This window comes from Nitriliruptor alkaliphilus DSM 45188, assembly GCF_000969705.1.
Taxonomy (GTDB): domain Bacteria; phylum Actinomycetota; class Nitriliruptoria; order Nitriliruptorales; family Nitriliruptoraceae; genus Nitriliruptor; species Nitriliruptor alkaliphilus.
In genome coordinates, this window is record NZ_KQ033901.1 from 1,473,393 (window position 1) to 1,489,163 (window position 15,771).

17 protein-coding genes and 1 pseudogene are annotated in these 15,771 nt (G+C 71.9%); 10 read left to right on the plus strand and 8 right to left on the minus strand.

The annotated features are described in order from the left end of the window. Positions 1-129: 129 nt before the first annotated feature. From NITAL_RS06950 to NITAL_RS06980, 7 genes are all read right to left on the minus strand, one after another. Entirely contained in the window at positions 130-846 is a 717-nt protein-coding gene (locus NITAL_RS06950; RefSeq protein WP_052665381.1) for a hypothetical protein, read from the minus strand. A 129-nt stretch (positions 847-975) separates the two neighbouring features. Continuing rightward, on the minus strand, positions 976-2,673 hold the full coding sequence (locus NITAL_RS06955) for an ATP-binding cassette domain-containing protein (protein WP_052665382.1): 1,698 nt from the start codon (positions 2,671-2,673) through the stop codon (positions 976-978). A 108-nt stretch (positions 2,674-2,781) separates the two neighbouring features. Next, positions 2,782-3,576 carry an ATP-binding cassette domain-containing protein gene (locus tag NITAL_RS06960; protein ID WP_052665383.1) on the minus strand — a complete coding sequence of 265 codons (795 nt, stop codon included), beginning with the start codon at positions 3,574-3,576 and terminating at the stop codon, positions 2,782-2,784. Between the two features lie 50 nt (positions 3,577-3,626). Next, complete coding sequence (locus NITAL_RS06965) at positions 3,627-4,559, minus strand: ABC transporter permease (RefSeq protein WP_211262251.1); 933 nt, start codon at positions 4,557-4,559, stop codon at positions 3,627-3,629. Between the two features lie 23 nt (positions 4,560-4,582). Further along, the gene (locus NITAL_RS06970) at positions 4,583-5,545 is read right to left on the minus strand and encodes an ABC transporter substrate-binding protein (protein WP_052665384.1); all 963 of its coding nucleotides are present in this window, start codon (positions 5,543-5,545) and stop codon (positions 4,583-4,585) included. Beyond that, the gene (gene atzF / locus NITAL_RS06975) at positions 5,542-7,362 is read right to left on the minus strand and encodes an allophanate hydrolase (protein ID WP_052665385.1); all 1,821 of its coding nucleotides are present in this window, start codon (positions 7,360-7,362) and stop codon (positions 5,542-5,544) included. The genes NITAL_RS06970 and atzF overlap by 4 nt, the downstream gene beginning before the upstream one ends. Then, complete coding sequence (locus tag NITAL_RS06980; protein ID WP_169786762.1) at positions 7,359-8,093, minus strand: GntR family transcriptional regulator; 735 nt, start codon at positions 8,091-8,093, stop codon at positions 7,359-7,361. The genes atzF and NITAL_RS06980 overlap by 4 nt, the downstream gene beginning before the upstream one ends. A gap of 243 nt (positions 8,094-8,336) precedes the next feature. Between NITAL_RS06980 and NITAL_RS06985 the strand changes: the two genes are divergently transcribed. Together NITAL_RS06985 and NITAL_RS06990 are read left to right on the plus strand one after the other, a co-directional pair. After that, positions 8,337-8,720 carry a VOC family protein gene (locus NITAL_RS06985; protein WP_052665387.1) on the plus strand — a complete coding sequence of 128 codons (384 nt, stop codon included), beginning with the start codon at positions 8,337-8,339 and terminating at the stop codon, positions 8,718-8,720. Further along, positions 8,699-8,902 (plus strand): annotated as a pseudogene (locus NITAL_RS06990) (VOC family protein); the annotation flags it as partial. The gene NITAL_RS06985 and the pseudogene NITAL_RS06990, both read left to right, overlap by 22 nt. Before the next feature lie 10 nt (positions 8,903-8,912). On the opposite strand, the gene NITAL_RS06995 reads toward NITAL_RS06990, so the two are convergent. Further along, positions 8,913-10,370 carry an OLD family protein gene (locus tag NITAL_RS06995; RefSeq protein WP_052665388.1) on the minus strand — a complete coding sequence of 486 codons (1,458 nt, stop codon included), beginning with the start codon at positions 10,368-10,370 and terminating at the stop codon, positions 8,913-8,915. Positions 10,371-10,500: 130 nt separating this feature from the next. Between NITAL_RS06995 and NITAL_RS07000 the strand changes: the two genes are divergently transcribed. The 8 genes from NITAL_RS07000 (at position 10,501) to NITAL_RS07040 (ending at position 15,767) form a co-directional block, all read left to right on the plus strand. Further along, on the plus strand, positions 10,501-11,553 hold the full coding sequence (locus NITAL_RS07000; RefSeq protein ID WP_052665389.1) for an aldose epimerase family protein: 1,053 nt from the start codon (positions 10,501-10,503) through the stop codon (positions 11,551-11,553). An 89-nt stretch (positions 11,554-11,642) separates the two neighbouring features. Further along, positions 11,643-11,795 carry a hypothetical protein gene (locus tag NITAL_RS27890; protein ID WP_169786763.1) on the plus strand — a complete coding sequence of 51 codons (153 nt, stop codon included), beginning with the start codon at positions 11,643-11,645 and terminating at the stop codon, positions 11,793-11,795. Between the two features lie 179 nt (positions 11,796-11,974). Next, positions 11,975-12,259, plus strand: coding sequence for a hypothetical protein (locus tag NITAL_RS07010; protein ID WP_052665391.1), 285 nt, complete (start codon positions 11,975-11,977; stop codon positions 12,257-12,259). A gap of 200 nt (positions 12,260-12,459) precedes the next feature. Then, complete coding sequence (locus NITAL_RS07020; RefSeq protein WP_052665393.1) at positions 12,460-12,675, plus strand: hypothetical protein; 216 nt, start codon at positions 12,460-12,462, stop codon at positions 12,673-12,675. Beyond that, positions 12,672-12,833 carry a hypothetical protein gene (locus NITAL_RS27090; protein ID WP_157041682.1) on the plus strand — a complete coding sequence of 54 codons (162 nt, stop codon included), beginning with the start codon at positions 12,672-12,674 and terminating at the stop codon, positions 12,831-12,833. Before NITAL_RS07020 ends, NITAL_RS27090 begins: the two co-directional genes overlap by 4 nt. Continuing rightward, a complete protein-coding gene (locus NITAL_RS07025; RefSeq protein ID WP_052665394.1) occupies positions 12,830-13,939 on the plus strand; it encodes a hypothetical protein in 1,110 nt (369 codons plus the stop codon). Before NITAL_RS27090 ends, NITAL_RS07025 begins: the two co-directional genes overlap by 4 nt. Further along, positions 13,905-14,342, plus strand: coding sequence for a response regulator (locus NITAL_RS07030; RefSeq protein ID WP_052665395.1), 438 nt, complete (start codon positions 13,905-13,907; stop codon positions 14,340-14,342). The genes NITAL_RS07025 and NITAL_RS07030 overlap by 35 nt, the downstream gene beginning before the upstream one ends. A 252-nt stretch (positions 14,343-14,594) precedes the next feature. Next, positions 14,595-15,767 carry an ArsR/SmtB family transcription factor gene (locus NITAL_RS07040; RefSeq protein ID WP_052665397.1) on the plus strand — a complete coding sequence of 391 codons (1,173 nt, stop codon included), beginning with the start codon at positions 14,595-14,597 and terminating at the stop codon, positions 15,765-15,767. The last annotated feature ends 4 nt before the right edge of the window (positions 15,768-15,771 follow it).

A 15,771-nucleotide genomic window follows, 5' to 3' on the forward strand; every position in this document is an offset into this window, starting at 1 on the left:
TTCCGAGGCGCGTCGGACCGCGGTGAACCGCAGCGTCGGCCGCCCCGGCCGGTGACCTCTCCATCGTCCGACTATGTCAGGTTCGGGGAGCCGCGTCTGCCGAACCCGTTCCGCATCGATCCCCACCCGCTACGCGTGAGGCTCGGGAGTGCTCGTCGGCCCGGTCATCTCCCCGAGCGTGGCGGCGGTGAGCGGGTGGTCACCGCCCACCTCGCCCCGGGCCTGGATCGGCGCCAGCCGGATGAAGGTCGAGCGGCGGTTGAAGGTGCGACGACGATCTGCGTCGATCGCCGCCGGGTGCTCGGGTCGTTCCCGCTGGTAGGCGTAGGTCACGGCCGCTCGCGTGTCGCGCCAGACCGAGATCGTCGCGGCGAACGGCAGCCGGACGGCGGCGGTGGCCCACAGCAGCCCGTCGTCGGCCAGGGCGGTCTCCTCGGCGGGGCGACTGGCTCGGGTGAACGCACCGAGGCGGGACAGCCGCAGCCACGACATGGTGACCACCACCACCGGACCCTCGTGCGCGACGTTGCGCGTGGCCGGCACGTCCGTCGGGAGGCCGGGCCAGGCCCCGTGAGCACGCAGGGGACGCAGCCGCGCCTCGAAGCCGTCGGCGAACCGCTGCCCGACGCGGTGCCCGCGCACGAAGGCATCGAGCGCTTCGTCGGTGTCCCAGAACCCGATGACCGCAGCGCGCCGCGTCGGCGGGGACCCGTTCATCGCCAGCGGCATCGCCAGGGCGGTCGTGCCCCAGCGCAGGCCGGGGACCTGATGCTCGCGGAGCCGGCTGGCCGTGGTGCGGAGCGCCCCGGCGGTGCCGAGATCGGCGAGGTGGACCGAAGCCAGCATCCCATCCTCCGAACGTCGTTAGGTTTTCCGAACAGCGTTCGGTCAACGTACGTGGCGCCGGAGAAACGGTCAAGGGCTCGGTTCGCGGACGACCCAGGTCGCGATCTGGACGCGCGGGGTCAGCCCATCTCAGCGTGGCGTCAGACGCCGGCTCAGCACGAGGACGCACACGACGAGGCAGATGCTGACCATCGCGATCAGGGCAGCCACTTGGGCCGTCGCATCGCCTCGGAAGGCTGGCTCCCAGGCGCCCAGCTGCTCCGCCGGCACGCGATCACCGAGGTCGAGGATGCGCCCGATGGCCTCGAAGGCCCACCGGTTGCTCATCACGTCGCTGATGGCACGTCCGCCGGCCGTCATGACGCCCACCGGGACCATCGCCCCGGCGAACAGCACCTGGGGGAAGCACAGCATCGGTAGGGCCAACGTGGCCTGCGCCGCGGTGGTGACCAGTGCGGATGCCAGCAACCCGAGCGCCAGGCCCGCCGCCGCGTCCAACAAGAACACGACACCCACGGCCAGCCAGGTCCTCGCGTCCGCCGAGGGCAGCCGGTCCGTGGCGTGGAGGACGGTGAAGAGCGCGACGTCGACCGCGAGCAGCAGCGGCAGCAGAACCAGGATCTTGGAGGTGACGTACGCCGTCATCGACAGGCCCCAGAAGCGCTCGCGGCGGACGACCGGAGCTTCGGTCACGATCTGCAGCAGGCCGTACGTCAGGCCGAAGAAGAACCCCGCGAACGCGATCCAGTAGACCAGCTGGATGGCACCGATGGCGTCGCCGTCGCCGATGAAGGTGTCGGGGCGGAACAACGTCGTCATCATCGCGATGACGAGCGTCGGTGACCCGATCAGGATCACGGAGGTCAACCTGGTCCGCAGCATCAGTTCCGCGCTCCGTCGGATCAGGGTCAGCAGCTGTCGGCCGGCGCCGGCCATGCCGGCCGGGTCGGATGGTCCGTCGGTGGGCCCGAGGTCGGTCGGGGGCACGGCGTGTGATCGCTCGATCGCGGCGAAACGGTCGGCCACCTCCTGCGGGTCGTGCTCGGCGACGGCGGTGTGCAGGGCGTCGAGGTGGTCGACGCCGAACCAGCGGAGCGCGTCCGGAGGCGACCCGTCGAACGCCATCCGGCCACCACGGGCGAGCAGGACGACGCGGTCACACGCCCGGACGTCGGCCGGCGCATGGGTCGTGACGACCACCGTCGTGCCGTGGGACGCCACCGTGCGCAGGACCCCCATGACCTCGGCGGCGGTGGCTGGATCGAGACCCGACGTCGGCTCGTCCAACAGCAGGACCTGGGGCCGTGTGAGCAGCTCGACCGCGATGCTGGCGCGCTTGCGCTGGCCGCCGGAGAGCTCCCGGACAGGGACGTCTGCACGGTCTGCGAGGTCGAGCTCGTCGAGGACGCGGTCGACCGCTGTCTCGATGTCGGTCCGCGTCGCTGCCCCTGGCAGCCGCAGGCGGGCGGCGTAGGCGACGGTGCGCCTCAGCGGCAGATCGAGGTGGATGATGTCGTCCTGCGGAACGCAGCCGATCCGCTGGCGGGCCGCCGCGGCGGTGACGTCGACGCCGTCGAGCGTCACGCTGCCGCTGTGTGGCTGGCGGACGCCGGCGAGGCTCTCGAGGAGCGTGGTCTTGCCGGCGCCGCTGCCGCCGATGATCGCGACCAGCTCGCCACGTGGGAACGTCAGCGAGATGTCGGCGAGCAGCGTGCGGCCGGCGACCTGCTGGGACAGGTTCGACGCCTGCAGTCCGGATCCGGACGGCCACTCGTACGATCGCGTGGTGGCTCGGGGGGAGGTTGCGGTGGACCCGGTGACCGACATGCGCCTGCTCCTGGGGTGCGTCGGGCCCCAGCGTGCGTGTGGCGGGGTCGTAGCTCCTCGGTAGCAGCTACCCAGGTTGGCTCGCGCCATCGCCCAGCCTCGGCGGGATCAGCCGGGTGCGTCGAGCCGCTCGTTGCCGAGGTGGATCAGTCCGCCGATGTGACGTTCGAACTCGTTGAACGCCGGCGAGGTCGTGTCACGACGGCCGGGCAGGTCGATCGGGACGATCTCGCGGATGTGGCCGGCGTTGCCGTGCGAGGCGCCACCGGCCATGACCACGACCCGGTCGGAGAGGAAGACCGCCTCCTCGATGCTGTGGGTGATGAAGACCACCGTGGTGCCGGTCTCCTCCTGGATCCGCGACAGCTCGGCCTGCATCTCCGAACGTGTCAGCGCATCCAACGCCCCGAAGGGTTCGTCCATCAGCATCACGGATGGCTCGTTGGCCAGGACCCGCGCGATCGCCACGCGTTGCTGCATGCCGCCGCTCAGCTCGCCGGGGAACCGGTCGGCCGATCTGCTCAGACCGACCGCCTCCATGAACAGCCGGGTCCGGTCGCGGACCGTCGTCCTACCGAGCCGCTGCTGCTTGGGCCCGTAGGCGATGTTCTCCTCGACGCTCAACCAGGGGAACAGGCCGTAGTCCTGGAACACGACGCCTCGGTCGGGTCCAGGCGCCGTCACGGGGACGTCGTTGACCTCGACCGTGCCCCCGGACGGTGCCTCGAAGCCTGCGATGATGCGCATCAGGGTGCTCTTACCACAGCCACTGGCGCCGACGACCGCGACGAACTCGCCGGCGGCGACGTGCAGGTCGATGGCTCCGAGGGCCGTGACCGCTGACGGGCCGGTCCCGTAGGTCTTGGAGAGACCGGCGATGTCGATGGTGGCGGAGCGGCCCATGCCCTTCGTGGGACTGGTTGCCACGCGGTACCTCCTTGGCGAACGGGGTGTCACGACAGGGTCGGGCGCTTCTGCGTTCCGAACCGGATGAGCACGTTGAGCAGCCGGTCCGCGAGGAAGCCGGCGAGCCCGATGATCACCATCCCGGCGACGATCAGGTCCGTCTTGCTCATGTCGCGCGCCTGCGTGATCATCGAGCCGAGCCCCACGCGGATCCCGACGGTCTCCCCGACCACGAGGATGACCCAGGACAGACCCAGGGCGATCCGCAGACCGCTGACGATGCTGCGCATCGACGCTGGCAGGACCACGCGGTAGAGCACGGCTCGCGGGCGGGTGCCGAGCATGGCTGCTGCCTCGATGAGGCGGGGCGACACCTGCTGGACCCCGCCGATGGTGTTGAGCAGGACCGGGAAGAACGCAGCGAGGAAGACGAGGAAGATCGTCGACCGGTCGCCGAACCCGATGATCAGCAGGCTCAGCGGTGCCCACGCCGTCACCGGCACCGGCCGGATCAGGTTGATGGTCGGGTCCAGCAGCCGGAAGACGAGCCGGGAGCGACCCATCCAGATGCCCAGCGGGACCGCGATCAGGACGGCCAGCACGAACCCGGTCAGCACCCGCTGCGTGCTGGCCCAGAGGTGCTGCCACGCGGTCCCGCTGAAGGCGTCGTCGAAGACGCCACCGAGGAGGAGGTCGCGGAGCCGGTCGACCACCTCGATCGGTGTCGGAACGAACGCCATCTTGATGTCGAACGGCAGGCGCCACGCGTTCACCACGCCCACATGCCAGAAGACCAGCAGCAGGAGCGGCACGGGGAGGGCGACGGCCAGGCTTCGGCCGGCCGCACCCCCCGCCCGCAGCACGGCCGCGGCACGGCTGGGCACGGGCGGGGACGGCGACATCGCGCCCGTCGCGTCCGTCCCTGCGGTCGTGGCCTCGACGCCATCCGACGTCTCGGTCCCGAGGTCAGCCACGGTCATGAGCGGTGCTCCTTCGCGTTCGATCACTCGACCCAGCTCGTGTCCACCGCGTCGGCCATGTCCGGGACGGCGTCGAGATAGCCGAGGGCGTGCATCTCGGTGGCGAGCGCCGCGATCTGGTCGAGGAAGGCCTGGTCGAGGTGGTAGCGGGGCCAGATGTTGGTGACCGCGGTCTCGACCACCGCCGGGTCCATCCCGAACTCGTCGACCACCGCTTGCGCCCAGGCGTCGGTGTCCTCGTTCATGAAGGCGACCGTTGCGATGTGCGCATCGATCAGGGCCTGGGTCGTCTCGGGGTTCGCGGCCACGTAGCTCTGGGTGGAGACGAGCCCGATGTTGACCTTGCCGACCGGGGTGTCGTACGGGTCGACGATGTCGACGGCACCCGCCTGCTTCGCGACGGATGGTCCGATCTCGGCGCTCGAGAACGCCTCGATCTGCCCGCTGGCGAGCGCTCCGGCCATCTCCGCGAAGGGCAGGTTCACCAGCTCGAGGTCGTCGATGCTGAGGCCGTGCTCCTCGAGCGTCAGCCGCAGCAGGATCTCCTGCGAGGCACCCTGCGGGAAGCCGACGGTCCGACCAGCGAGGTCGGTCACCCCGTCGATGTCCGGGTTCCCCACGATGCCGGTCCCGCCGTCGGCAGCGGACGCGATGATGACGACGTCCTCGCCGGCCACGGTCCCCGACAGCGACGACGGGATGCCGGTGATGCCGAAGTCCACGCTCCCGCTGACCGTCGCGTTCTTGATGTCCGGCGACGAGTCGAGCAACACGATCTCGATCTCGTACCCGTCGGCGATGAAGTCGCTGTAGAAGAACGGGTGGAACAGGTGCGGCTGGCTCCTGAGCGTGCCGATCTTGATCGTCACGATCTCGTCGGTGGCCGCGGCTGCGGTTGGCTCGGCCGTGTTGTCACCGGCGCAGGCGGTCAGGGCGAGGGCGACCGCGGCCGCTGCCGCTGCGGTACGCAGGGATCGGTGGTTCATCGTGGAACGCTCACTCTCGTGTCGGGGTCGTGCGGGGTCGGTGACCGGTCGCTGGCGAGGTACGCGCGCCAGCTCCCGAAGCGGGAGATGTCGCGTCCCTTCGGCGCGTCGTCCGTCGCGGTGCGGTAGCCCTGGACCTGGCTGCCGTCGGCGAGCGTGATGGGACGGATCGTCAGCGGGTCGGCGGCGAGGTCCCGGAGCACCTGCAGGTAGGTGCCCGGGATCTCGTAGACCTCGACGTCGATGGGGACGCCGTCGGTCGACGGTGCGAGGGCGGGTACGGTGAGGCCGGGACCGTCCGTGGCGTAGAACCGGTAGGTCGGTGCCGTCGTCGTCCGCGCCAGCAGACGGGCACCGCCGACGGTGAGCTGGTGGTGCAACGGCTGGCCACGCAGGTGCGCACCGGCGACCGCCAGCGCGGTCGGGTTCACGACGTTGCTCGGTTCGATGTCGTTCCCGAGGAACCGGGCGGCGACGCGCACCAGCGTCAGATCGTGCAAGGCCGGTGCGAGCAGCGTGACCCCGACCGGCACGCCCTCGATCGCGCCGGCGGGTACGGCGATGGCGGCGAGGTCGAGCAGGTTCACGAAGTTCGTGAAGCGCCCGAGGCGGGCGTTGCTGCCGATCGGGTCGGCGGCGACGTCGGCCAGCGTGGTCAGCGTCGGGACCGATGGCAGGGCGATGACATCGATCCGTTCGAACACCCGCTCAGCGCGCCGACGCAGCGTCGCCAGCTCCTCCATGCCGCGGAACAGGTCCACCGCCGAGTAGGCGCGGCCGCCCGCGATGACCTCGCGGGTCACCTCGAGGACCTCGCCCGGGCGTGCGGCGACGAAGTCACCCACCCCGGCGACCCGCTCCGCGAGCCACGGCCCGTCGTAGAGCAGGCGGCCGGCCGCCTCGAAGGACGTCAGGTCGATCGGCACGACGGTGGCCCCGAGTGCCGACAGGCCAGCGACCTGCGCCTCGAAGGCATCGAGGATCGCCGGGTCGACGTCGTCCAGCGTCGGGACGCCGATACGCAACGCCGACACCTCGTCGGGCCGGAGCAGGACACGCTCGTGCGGCCGCAGGTTCAGCTCGTCCTGCGTGTCGTGCACGTCGAGGACCGCGAGGACCTCGGCGGCGTCGGCGGCGTCGCCGGCGAAGACCGAGACGCAGTCGAGGGAGCGACACGCGGGGACCAGACCGCGCGTGGACAGCAGACCGCGGGTCGGCTTCAGACCGACGATGCCGTTCATGGCCGCCGGTACCCGTCCCGAGCCGGCCGTGTCCGTGCCGAGGGAGAAGGCGACCAGACCGCTGGCGACGGCGACGGCCGAACCGGATGAGGATCCGCCCGGGACGTGCTCCGGTGCCGATGGGTTGACCGGTACGCCGTAGGGACTGCGGGTCCCGACGAGGCCCGTCGCGAACTGGTCGAGGTTGGTCTTGCCGACCAGGATCGCGCCGGCGGCCTCGAGCAGCTCGACCACCGGAGCGGACACGCTGGCATCCGTGGCGAACGCCGGGCACCCCGCGGTCGTCGTTCGCCCCGCGACGTCGATGTTGTCCTTCACGGCGAACGGCACGCCGTACAGCGGCAACCGGTCGGGTCCGTCCGGGAGCTGCTCGAGCTCGCCGCACCTGGTCAGGAGCACCTCCCGCTCGACCACGTCGATCCAGATCGCCGGATCGCCGGCCGTGACGGCATCCAGCACCTCGGTCACGACCTCGGACGGTCGCAGACGCCCGCCGCGGTACGCGGTGACCAGGCCACGCACACCGAGCGCAGCGACGCGGGAAGCCGGTGCGGTCGCCCCGACCTGGGTCGTCACGACGTCACCTCGGCGCTCATCCCCTGCTCCGCGTCGTCCAGCACCTCGTCGACGCCGGCGACGAGACCGAGCGACAGCGCGCTCTCGCGGACGAAGCGCTGGCCCGCCAGGATGTGGGCGTGCATCAACGCGGCTGCCAGGGTCGGGTCGCCGGTCAGGATCGCCCGCAGGATCGACGCGTGCTCCTCGTAGGTCCGCTGCACCCGATCGGCGTCGACGAACTCGCGCATCCGCAGGCTGTGCAGTCGACGGTTGATCTGCCGGAGCAGCGGGAGGAGCACCGTCCCGCCCGCGGCCGCAGCCAAGCCCTCGTGGAAGCGCTCGTCCTCGAAGACCAGGTTGACGTCCGCGACACGCTGGTCGGGCCCGACGTCCCAGGTGTCGAGCAACCCTCGGACGGCGGTCAGGTCGCCGATCCCGAGCGCCAACCGTCGAACGGACTGGCTCTCGATCCCGATCCTGACGGCGTACAGGTCGTCGAGGTCGGTCGAGCGCAGCCGGGCGACGCGGTGCCCCCAGTTGGGTACGTGGACCAGCAGCATCTCCTGGGTCAGTACCCGCAGGGCCTCGCGCACGGGTGTACGGCTCGTGCCGTACCTCGTGGCCAGGGCCCCCTCGGTCAGGCGTTCACCCGGTGCGAAGGATCCGGCAGCGATGTCACCCCGCAGGTGATCGACCAGTTCGCCGGTCCGTGTCGCGCCGATCCTGCTCGGGGTCGTGCTCTGACTCATCCGCCACATCCCTCACGTTGTATGCGGCCGGACGCTAAGGACGGGTTGTTTCCGGCGAATGTCGCGTCGGTGACGTTCGGTTGCATACAGCCCCTGGTGAACGCGCCCCCGGGCCCGCGCCCACACCGCCGTCGACGGCCGGCCGTGGCGGGTGCCGACAGCCGACCTGACCGATGAGTTCGCGCGGGGCTCCGGGTCTCCACCCGTGACGGCCCGACCGCGGACGACGGCAGGAGCGACACCGTGAGGCCCCCCGCGCTGGAAGGCATGCTGCTCGCCAGCACCGACCCCGACCGACTCGGTGCCTGGTACGCGGCAGCGTTCGATCCGCAGGACGACGTGATGGTCGAGGGGTACCGCGCCATGCGGTTCGGCCGGTTCGACGTCCTGATCGACCGACGAGACGACATCGGCGACACCAACCCCGAGCCGGGTCGCTGCATCCTCAACTTCGCCGTCACCGACGCCCGAGCCGCCGTCGCGGCTCTGGAGCGAGCAGGCACCACGTGGGTCGCCGAGCTCGAGGATCGCGACGGCAGCCTGTTCGCGACCGCCACGGACCCGGACGGCAACTACGTCCAGGTCATCGAACTCAGCCCCGAGCACCGGCCACGTTCACCGTCCTGAACTTCCCGGTGGACGACGTCGAACGGACCGTCGCTGACCTGACGCGACGCGGCATCACCTTCGAGCGGTACGACGGGTTCGATCACGACGAGGACGGGATCGAACGCTCCGGGGGTGGGCCGCTGATCGCCTGGTTCAGCGACCCGGCGGGCAACGTCCTGTCCGTCCTGGAGCAGCCGTGAGTCCGGCGCATCACCCGTCCGGGAACCGCTCGTCGATGAGGTCGAGCAGTGCCCGCCACCGGTCGAGGTGCTCGGGACGGGCGTGCGTCCGCAGCCACCCCACGTAGGCGCTCTTGCCCGACGACGTCAGGTCGAGGTGGGGCAGCCCCTGCGGCAGCCGGAGCTCGCCGTGGCTGGATGCCGGCCCCCGCTCTCGAACGAACCGGCGCAGCAGCCCCTGGTCGAACAACGTCTCGGCCTCGACGCCCTGCGGGCCACCCTCGAAGACGTCGGCGTAGGTCATCACCTCGCGCCGGCGCTCGAACCCGAAGCGGGACACCAGGGTCTCGAGCGCTCGGCGGCCCGGGGCGTCGTTGTCGAGCAGGACGAGGACCGGGACCTCGGACTCCGCCCGCAGCACGATGGCGGCCGCAGCGGCGGCCATCGCCCCGCCGGCCGGTCGGATGGCGAGGTCGACGAGCGTGTCGCCTCGGCCGAGCGTCTCCGCGACCTGGCGGAGGTAGGCCTCGTCGGTCCCGCCCTCGACGATCAGCACGCCCCGGGTGCTCGGGGGGAGGGCGCTGACGCGGTCGAGCACCGCGGCCAGGCCAGCGTCCCGCAGCAGGCCGCCCAGCAACCGGGCCTGGGAAGCATCCCCGAGGGCGGTGCCCGCGACGTCGGTCCGACCGACGACGTCCCGGGCGAGCGCGACCACGGTGGTCTCGGACGTGCGCGGGATGGCGAACGGCGAGGTCGTGGTCGTCACCACGGGCGTCCGGGTCTCGATCGAAACGGCGACGAGCAGATCGGCGACCGTCTCCTGACCCGCGGGGTGCAGGAACACCTCGGGTGCTTCCACGACGAGCGCCGCTGGGGCACGGCCGGCGTCCACCAGCGCTCGTGCCAGTCCCACGGCGACGATGGCACGGATCTCCGGGGCGGCGATCTCGGACCCGAGGTCGTCGCGCACCGTCACCCGCCCGGCGGCATCGATCGCGACCTCGACGATGCCGGGCAGCACGACCTGCGCGACGCGTGCCACCTCGGCGGCGAGGTGGTTGCGCACCGTGGCATCCCCCAGGTCGAGCGGTGCTGCCGCGACCAGGTCGGTCGCGGTCCGATCGATCGGCGCCCAGACCACGTGGCCGCTCGGCACGTCGCCGGTGGTGGTGCGCGTCCCGTCGACCGGGTCCCAGTGCACCGAGACCTCGCTCCCGGACCCGAACTGGAGGGTCGCTCCGGGTGCGGCGTGACCCCGACGACGTCGGGGCACGTCGCGTCCGGGTGAGAACGTCAGCGACGGGTCGAGCGCAGCAGCGAACGCCCAGGCGACGTTCGACGTACCGGACCGGTTGGCGCCGACCAGGACCGTCAGTCCGCGGCCGAGCGGGACCGCGACCGGCGGCCCCCACACCGAGCGGACGTCACGCAGCCGCAGCCCGACGATCCGGGGCGCGTCCCCGCTCCGTGGATCGTCGGAAGCGGACACGGCGGGCCTCGGTCGGGTGGGTCGCGAGCCTAGGGACGAGGCGGTCGTCGAGCCGAGCGGGCGGCTGGTCCGTAGGCTGCCGCGCTCGCCGGGGCCAGAGCGGTACCCGTGATCGACGGATGGCACCGGCATGTTCGGGACGACCCCAGCGGGTGACGCAGCGCGACTGATCGCGATCGAGGGTGCGGGGGGCCGGCTCGCGACGGTGACCGACCTCGGGGCCACGCTCGTGGGTTTGCACGCGCCCGACCGGGACGGCCACCTCGCCGACGTCATCCTCGGCTACAGCTCGGCGGAGGCGTACGCCGCGCCGGACAACCCGTTCCTCGGCGCGACCATCGGACGCGTCGCGGGCCGCATCGCCAGCGGCACGTTCACGATCGACGGGCGGCAGCACACCCTGGCCCGCAACGAGGGGCCGCACCACCTGCACGGCGGGGCCGAGCGCCCCTTCCACCGGGTGCTGTGGACCGTCGAGCACGCCGACCGGCAGGAGGTGTGTCTGCGTCACGTGTCGCCCGATGGCGAGGAGGGCTACCCGGGTGAGCTCGATGCCACCGCGACCTACCGTTGGCTCGAGGACACCCTCGAGGTGACCTACCGCGCGACCACCGATGCCACGACGCCGGTGAGCATGACCAACCACGCCTACGTCAACCTCGCCGGTGCGGGCAGCGGCACCGTCCGCGACCACGAGCTGCGGATCGTCGCCGATCGGGTGCTCGAGGTCACCGACGAGCTCATCCCCACCGGCACGCATCAGCCGGTCGAGGGGACCGTGCTCGACCTGCGTCGGCCGACGGTCATCGGCGCAGGTCTCGACGAGCTTCGGGACGTGCCGCGCGCGCACGGCTACGACCACAGCTACCTGCTGGACGGCCCGGGAGCCGGGGTTCGGTTGGCCGCGGTGCTGCGTGACCCGAGGTCGGGGCGGGTCCTGGAGCTGTCGACCGATCAGCCGTGCCTGCAGTTCTACTCGGGGAACCAGATCGCTGCGCTCCTCGAGGGCAAGGATGGCCGTCGGTACGGCGTGCACGCCGGCCTCTGTCTCGAGCCGCAACAGCTGCCCGACGCCGTCAACCAGCCCACCTTCCCGACGGTGCTGGTGGGACCCGACGAGGCCTACGAGCACGTCTCGCGGTACCGCTACACGACCGATCGGTCGGGCGCGAGCGGAAGGTGATCGCTGAGGGGGCCGGACGGACAGACATCGCTGCCCGGCGGTCGGCACCCTCGGGACGACGGGTACGTCTCACCGACCGGGAGTTCACCATGGGTATCGTCGTCCTCCTCATCATCCTCGCGCTGGTCTTCGGCGGCATCGGCCTCCTCGTCGAGGGGCTGTTCTGGCTGCTGATCATCAGCGTGGCCCTCGTGGTCGCCGGCGGCGTCATGGGCGCGCGCGGTCGCGGCGCGCGGCGGTAGGCACCTGATCGCGCCACCCGAGCAGCGACCGAGGGGTCCGACGGGCCACCTCGTTCCACCGGACGCCGCGGAACGCACCGGCAGGGGCCACCGCGGTTCCCGCCCCCTGGCGCCGTGCAGCCTCTAGCGTTGGGCCACGGTGCCGGGGGTGCGGCGCCTCGATGCAGGGGTGATGCGAGGTGGACCCGGGGGTCGTCGCGCGTGGCTCCCACGCTGACCAGGTGGTCGGTGATGCCAGCGACCGGCTCCGCGCGAGCGTGGGCCTTGCGCTGGTGTGGGCCGGCGGTCAGGTCGTCGGTCTGCTGGCCCTCGCGTCGATCAGGCGGGGCGAGATCGCCGGGACGCCCGCGCTGATCCTCGGTGCGGTCGCGGCCGCGTCGGCCGGCTGGGTGCTGCTCGGGGGCGGTCGGATCGGTCCGGCTCCCGTTCGCGCGACGCTGGCCTCGACCCGCCGGCTCTGGTGAGGGCTGGTCGTCGGATCGTTCGGGGTGATCGCCGCCATCCCCGTGCTGACCGCCGGGCTCGGCACCTCGTCGCTGGCCGTCGTCGCGCCACCTGCGCAGCTGCTGCTCGTGGCGGGGGCGATCGGGGCGACGTGGACGCGGACGGCGCCGGTGCCACCCGGCCGCCCGTGGGGGGGCCGAGCCCGGGGTTGGCGGCCTTCGTGGCCACGTCCGTCGTGACCTCGGGCCTGGCGCTCGACGACGTCTACCCGCTGTCGCGTTACCCCATGTACTCGGCTGCGCGGGTCGGGCAGTACGAGGTCGCCCAGGTCACCTTCAGCGGGGTGGCGGCCGACGGATCCCTGGTGGGGCTCGGACGTCCCGCGTCACGCCAGGTCTGCTGCGCCTGGCAGCCGACGAGGACGTGGACCGCTTGAGCGAGATGGCCGTCCAGTTGGCGGGCGACCGGTACGAGCGCGTGGTGGTCAGCCACGTGGCGTCCGCGATCACCCGGCACCCCGACCCCGTCGGTCTCGAGGTCCTCGACCGTCAGGTCATCGTCGAGGTCGAGATCCCCCCGGCAGGTGGCTCGTGACGAGGTGGGAGCGCTTCTGGTTCGCGCCGGGGTCGGCCCTGGCCTGGATCGTGGTCCGTGCGGTGGTGCTGAGCACGGTCGCCATCGACGTGTGGAACCGGCGACACAGCTTCGGCGCGATCCCCGGCCGTGCCGAGGTGGTCTGGGAGCCGATCTCGGCGTTGGCACTCCTCCCGCTGGGGTCGCCCGGTCGGTCGATCCCCGTCGCGGTCGGGCTGGCGCTGGTGGCCTCGATCACCGCCCTGGCCCACGTGCGCCCCCGGTTGAGTGCCGCGGTGGCGGCGGGGGCCTACGGCTACCTGGTCCTCGCGGCGAACTCGCTCGGCAAGATCGATCACGACCGCCAACCCCTGGTGATCATGCTCGTCGTCGTTGTGCTGGCAGCCGCACCCCGGGGGGGCGAACCGCCCGACTGGCGGTTCCGGTGGCCGGTGCAGGCCTGTCGCGTCGCGCTCGCAGCGATGCTGGCTGCGGCGGCCTGGTCGAAGGTGATCGGCGGGGGCCTGGCGTGGGTCACCAGCGAGAACATGCGCAACATCCTGGCCGCCGAGGTCCTGGGGTTCCGCGACCCGCCTCTGTCGGAGGTGGCGCTGTGGGTCGCCTCCGATCCCTGGCGGTGGCGCGCGGCCGCCCTCGGGGCGGTGCTGGGCGAGCTGGCGTTGCTGGCGGCGCTGGTCACCCGCCGCGTCCCGGTGCGGACGGCGTTGATCGCGGCGGGGGTCGGCACGGTGCTCGGCATCACCCTCCTGATGGGGCTCGTCGGGTTCCCCATCGTGGTGCTCGGCGCGGTCCTGATCGATGCCGACCGCATGCTCGCGCGGTGGGAGGCAGGGACGCCGCGGTGGCACCCCCTCGTGGTCCCAGGCCTCGGGGCGGCGGCCCTCGCGGTCACGACCTACCTCGCGACCTCACGGCTGCTGCTCACCGTGCCTGCCCTCGTCGCGCCGGTGCTGCTCGCGGTCGCGGCGTGGTCGGCCGGCCGCGGGGGTGCCGGTGGTGACGTCGGTGTCGACCTTGACGGGCGGGCAGGCCGGCTAGCCTCGCGGCCGTGGGTACAGCGAACGGAAGAGGGTGGCCGCACCGCTCCGGGTCCTGCACGTCGATGACGACGAGGACATCCGCTTCCTGGTCGAACTCACCCTCGATCCCGCACCGGACCTGGTGCTGAGCTCCTACGCATCCGGTGACGCGGCGCTCGAGGCGGCTCTGGCCGACCCGCCGGACCTCGCGCTCATCGACGTGATGATGCCGGGGTTGGACGGCATCTCCCTGGCGACGGCCTTCCGTACCTCGGAGACGCTCAGCGAGGTGCCCATCGTGTTCGTGACCGCCAAGGCGTACCCCGAGGAGGTCGCCCGGTTGCGGGCCTGCGGGGCCGATGAGGTGCTGACCAAGCCGTTCGACCTGACCGCGCTGGAGGAGGTCATCCGCGGGTTGCTCAGCACGCCTGAGGGTCGCACGCCGCCGGGTGGGTCCGCGTCCTCGCCGGGACCGGCCGCGGGGCGCTGACGGCCGCGCCGGCCGGACGCGCGGTCGGAGGCGCGGTCGGCCGCGTCCGTGGTGCACGCCGGGTGAGTCGGCGGCGCGTGGCGGCGTGCAGCCGCTCGTCGATCCGCAGCTCGGCCAGCTGCAGCAGGATGGTGGGGTGCATCGTCGATCCTCCGTCGGGGGTGCACCGGTGAGCCTGCGCCCCTATCATCACGCAATCAACTGATCCGCGGATGACGGGATAGAACCGACCCCGATGGGTGGAGACGTGACGTGACGGTGACCTTCCGGTTCCCCCGCGAGCGGGCGATCGATCTGGTGGGCTTCGCCTGGTCGCCGTTGTTCGAGGCGGTCCTGTCGATGGCGGTCGTCGCCCGGCCGAAGCGGACCCCGATGCACCTGCCCTGGACCCGGCGGTGCCGGGCGCTGCTGCCGCCGGAGCTGCACGAGGAGGTCCGGACCCTGGCCCGGGCGTTCGACGGCTACGTCCCCGGGCTGTTCGAGGTCGGGTTGGTCGGCGACAGCGCGACGTTCGAGGACGAGCTGGCCGCGTTCGGGCGCATCGACGACGACGTGGTGGCCTACGAGCTGTCCCTCGCCTTCGCTGGGCTGCCGTGCGCCCCCACCGACGTCCGCGGTCCTCACCTCGTGCACGACGCGGCGTACCGCGACGAGGTCCTGACCTCGGCCAGCGCCCGGGACGACGGGCGGGTCGTGATGGCACGCGCGGTCCTCGAGGACCCGGCGCGGGAACGCGACCGGATCGCCCGTCTGTTCGCGCGGTACTGGGAGGCCGCCTTCGAGCAGGAGTGGGCCCGGGTGCTGCCCCGGATCGAGGCCGAGGTCACCGATGGCGCCCGTGCGCTGGTCACCCGCGGGGCACCCGGTGTGGTCGACGAGCTCCTGCCGGAGGGCCGCTGGGACGAGGCGACGTCGTCCATCGTGGTCGACAAGACCTACGACGCGGTGTGCGACGTCGCGGCGCGCGGAGGGGTGCTGCTGGTGCCCACGGTGTACGGCTGGCCCCGGGTCCTGCTCGAGATCGACCAACGTTGGCCGCTGGCGATCTTCGTCCCGCTCCGCGACCTGCGTCAGCCCGAGGTCCCGCAGGAGGCCGATCACGCGGTCGCCGATGGTCTGCGTGCCCTCGGCGACGAGACCCGCCTGCAGATCACCCGGATGGTCGCCGAACAACCGCGCTCGACCAAGGAGCTCGCGGAGCTGCTCAAGCTGTCGGACTCGTCGATCTCGCGTCACCTGAAGATCCTCGACGGTGCGGGGGTCGTCACCAAGGAACGTGACGGCTACTTCGTGCTCTACCGCCTACGTCCCGAGCGCATCGGCCAGCTCGGAGCGGCGCTGCGACGCACCCTCGGCCTCGACGCAGGGGCGGGTCAGCCGGTCCCCGCGCTCCCCGTCTCGGCCACCCGCGACCTCGGCGGGTGAGCGC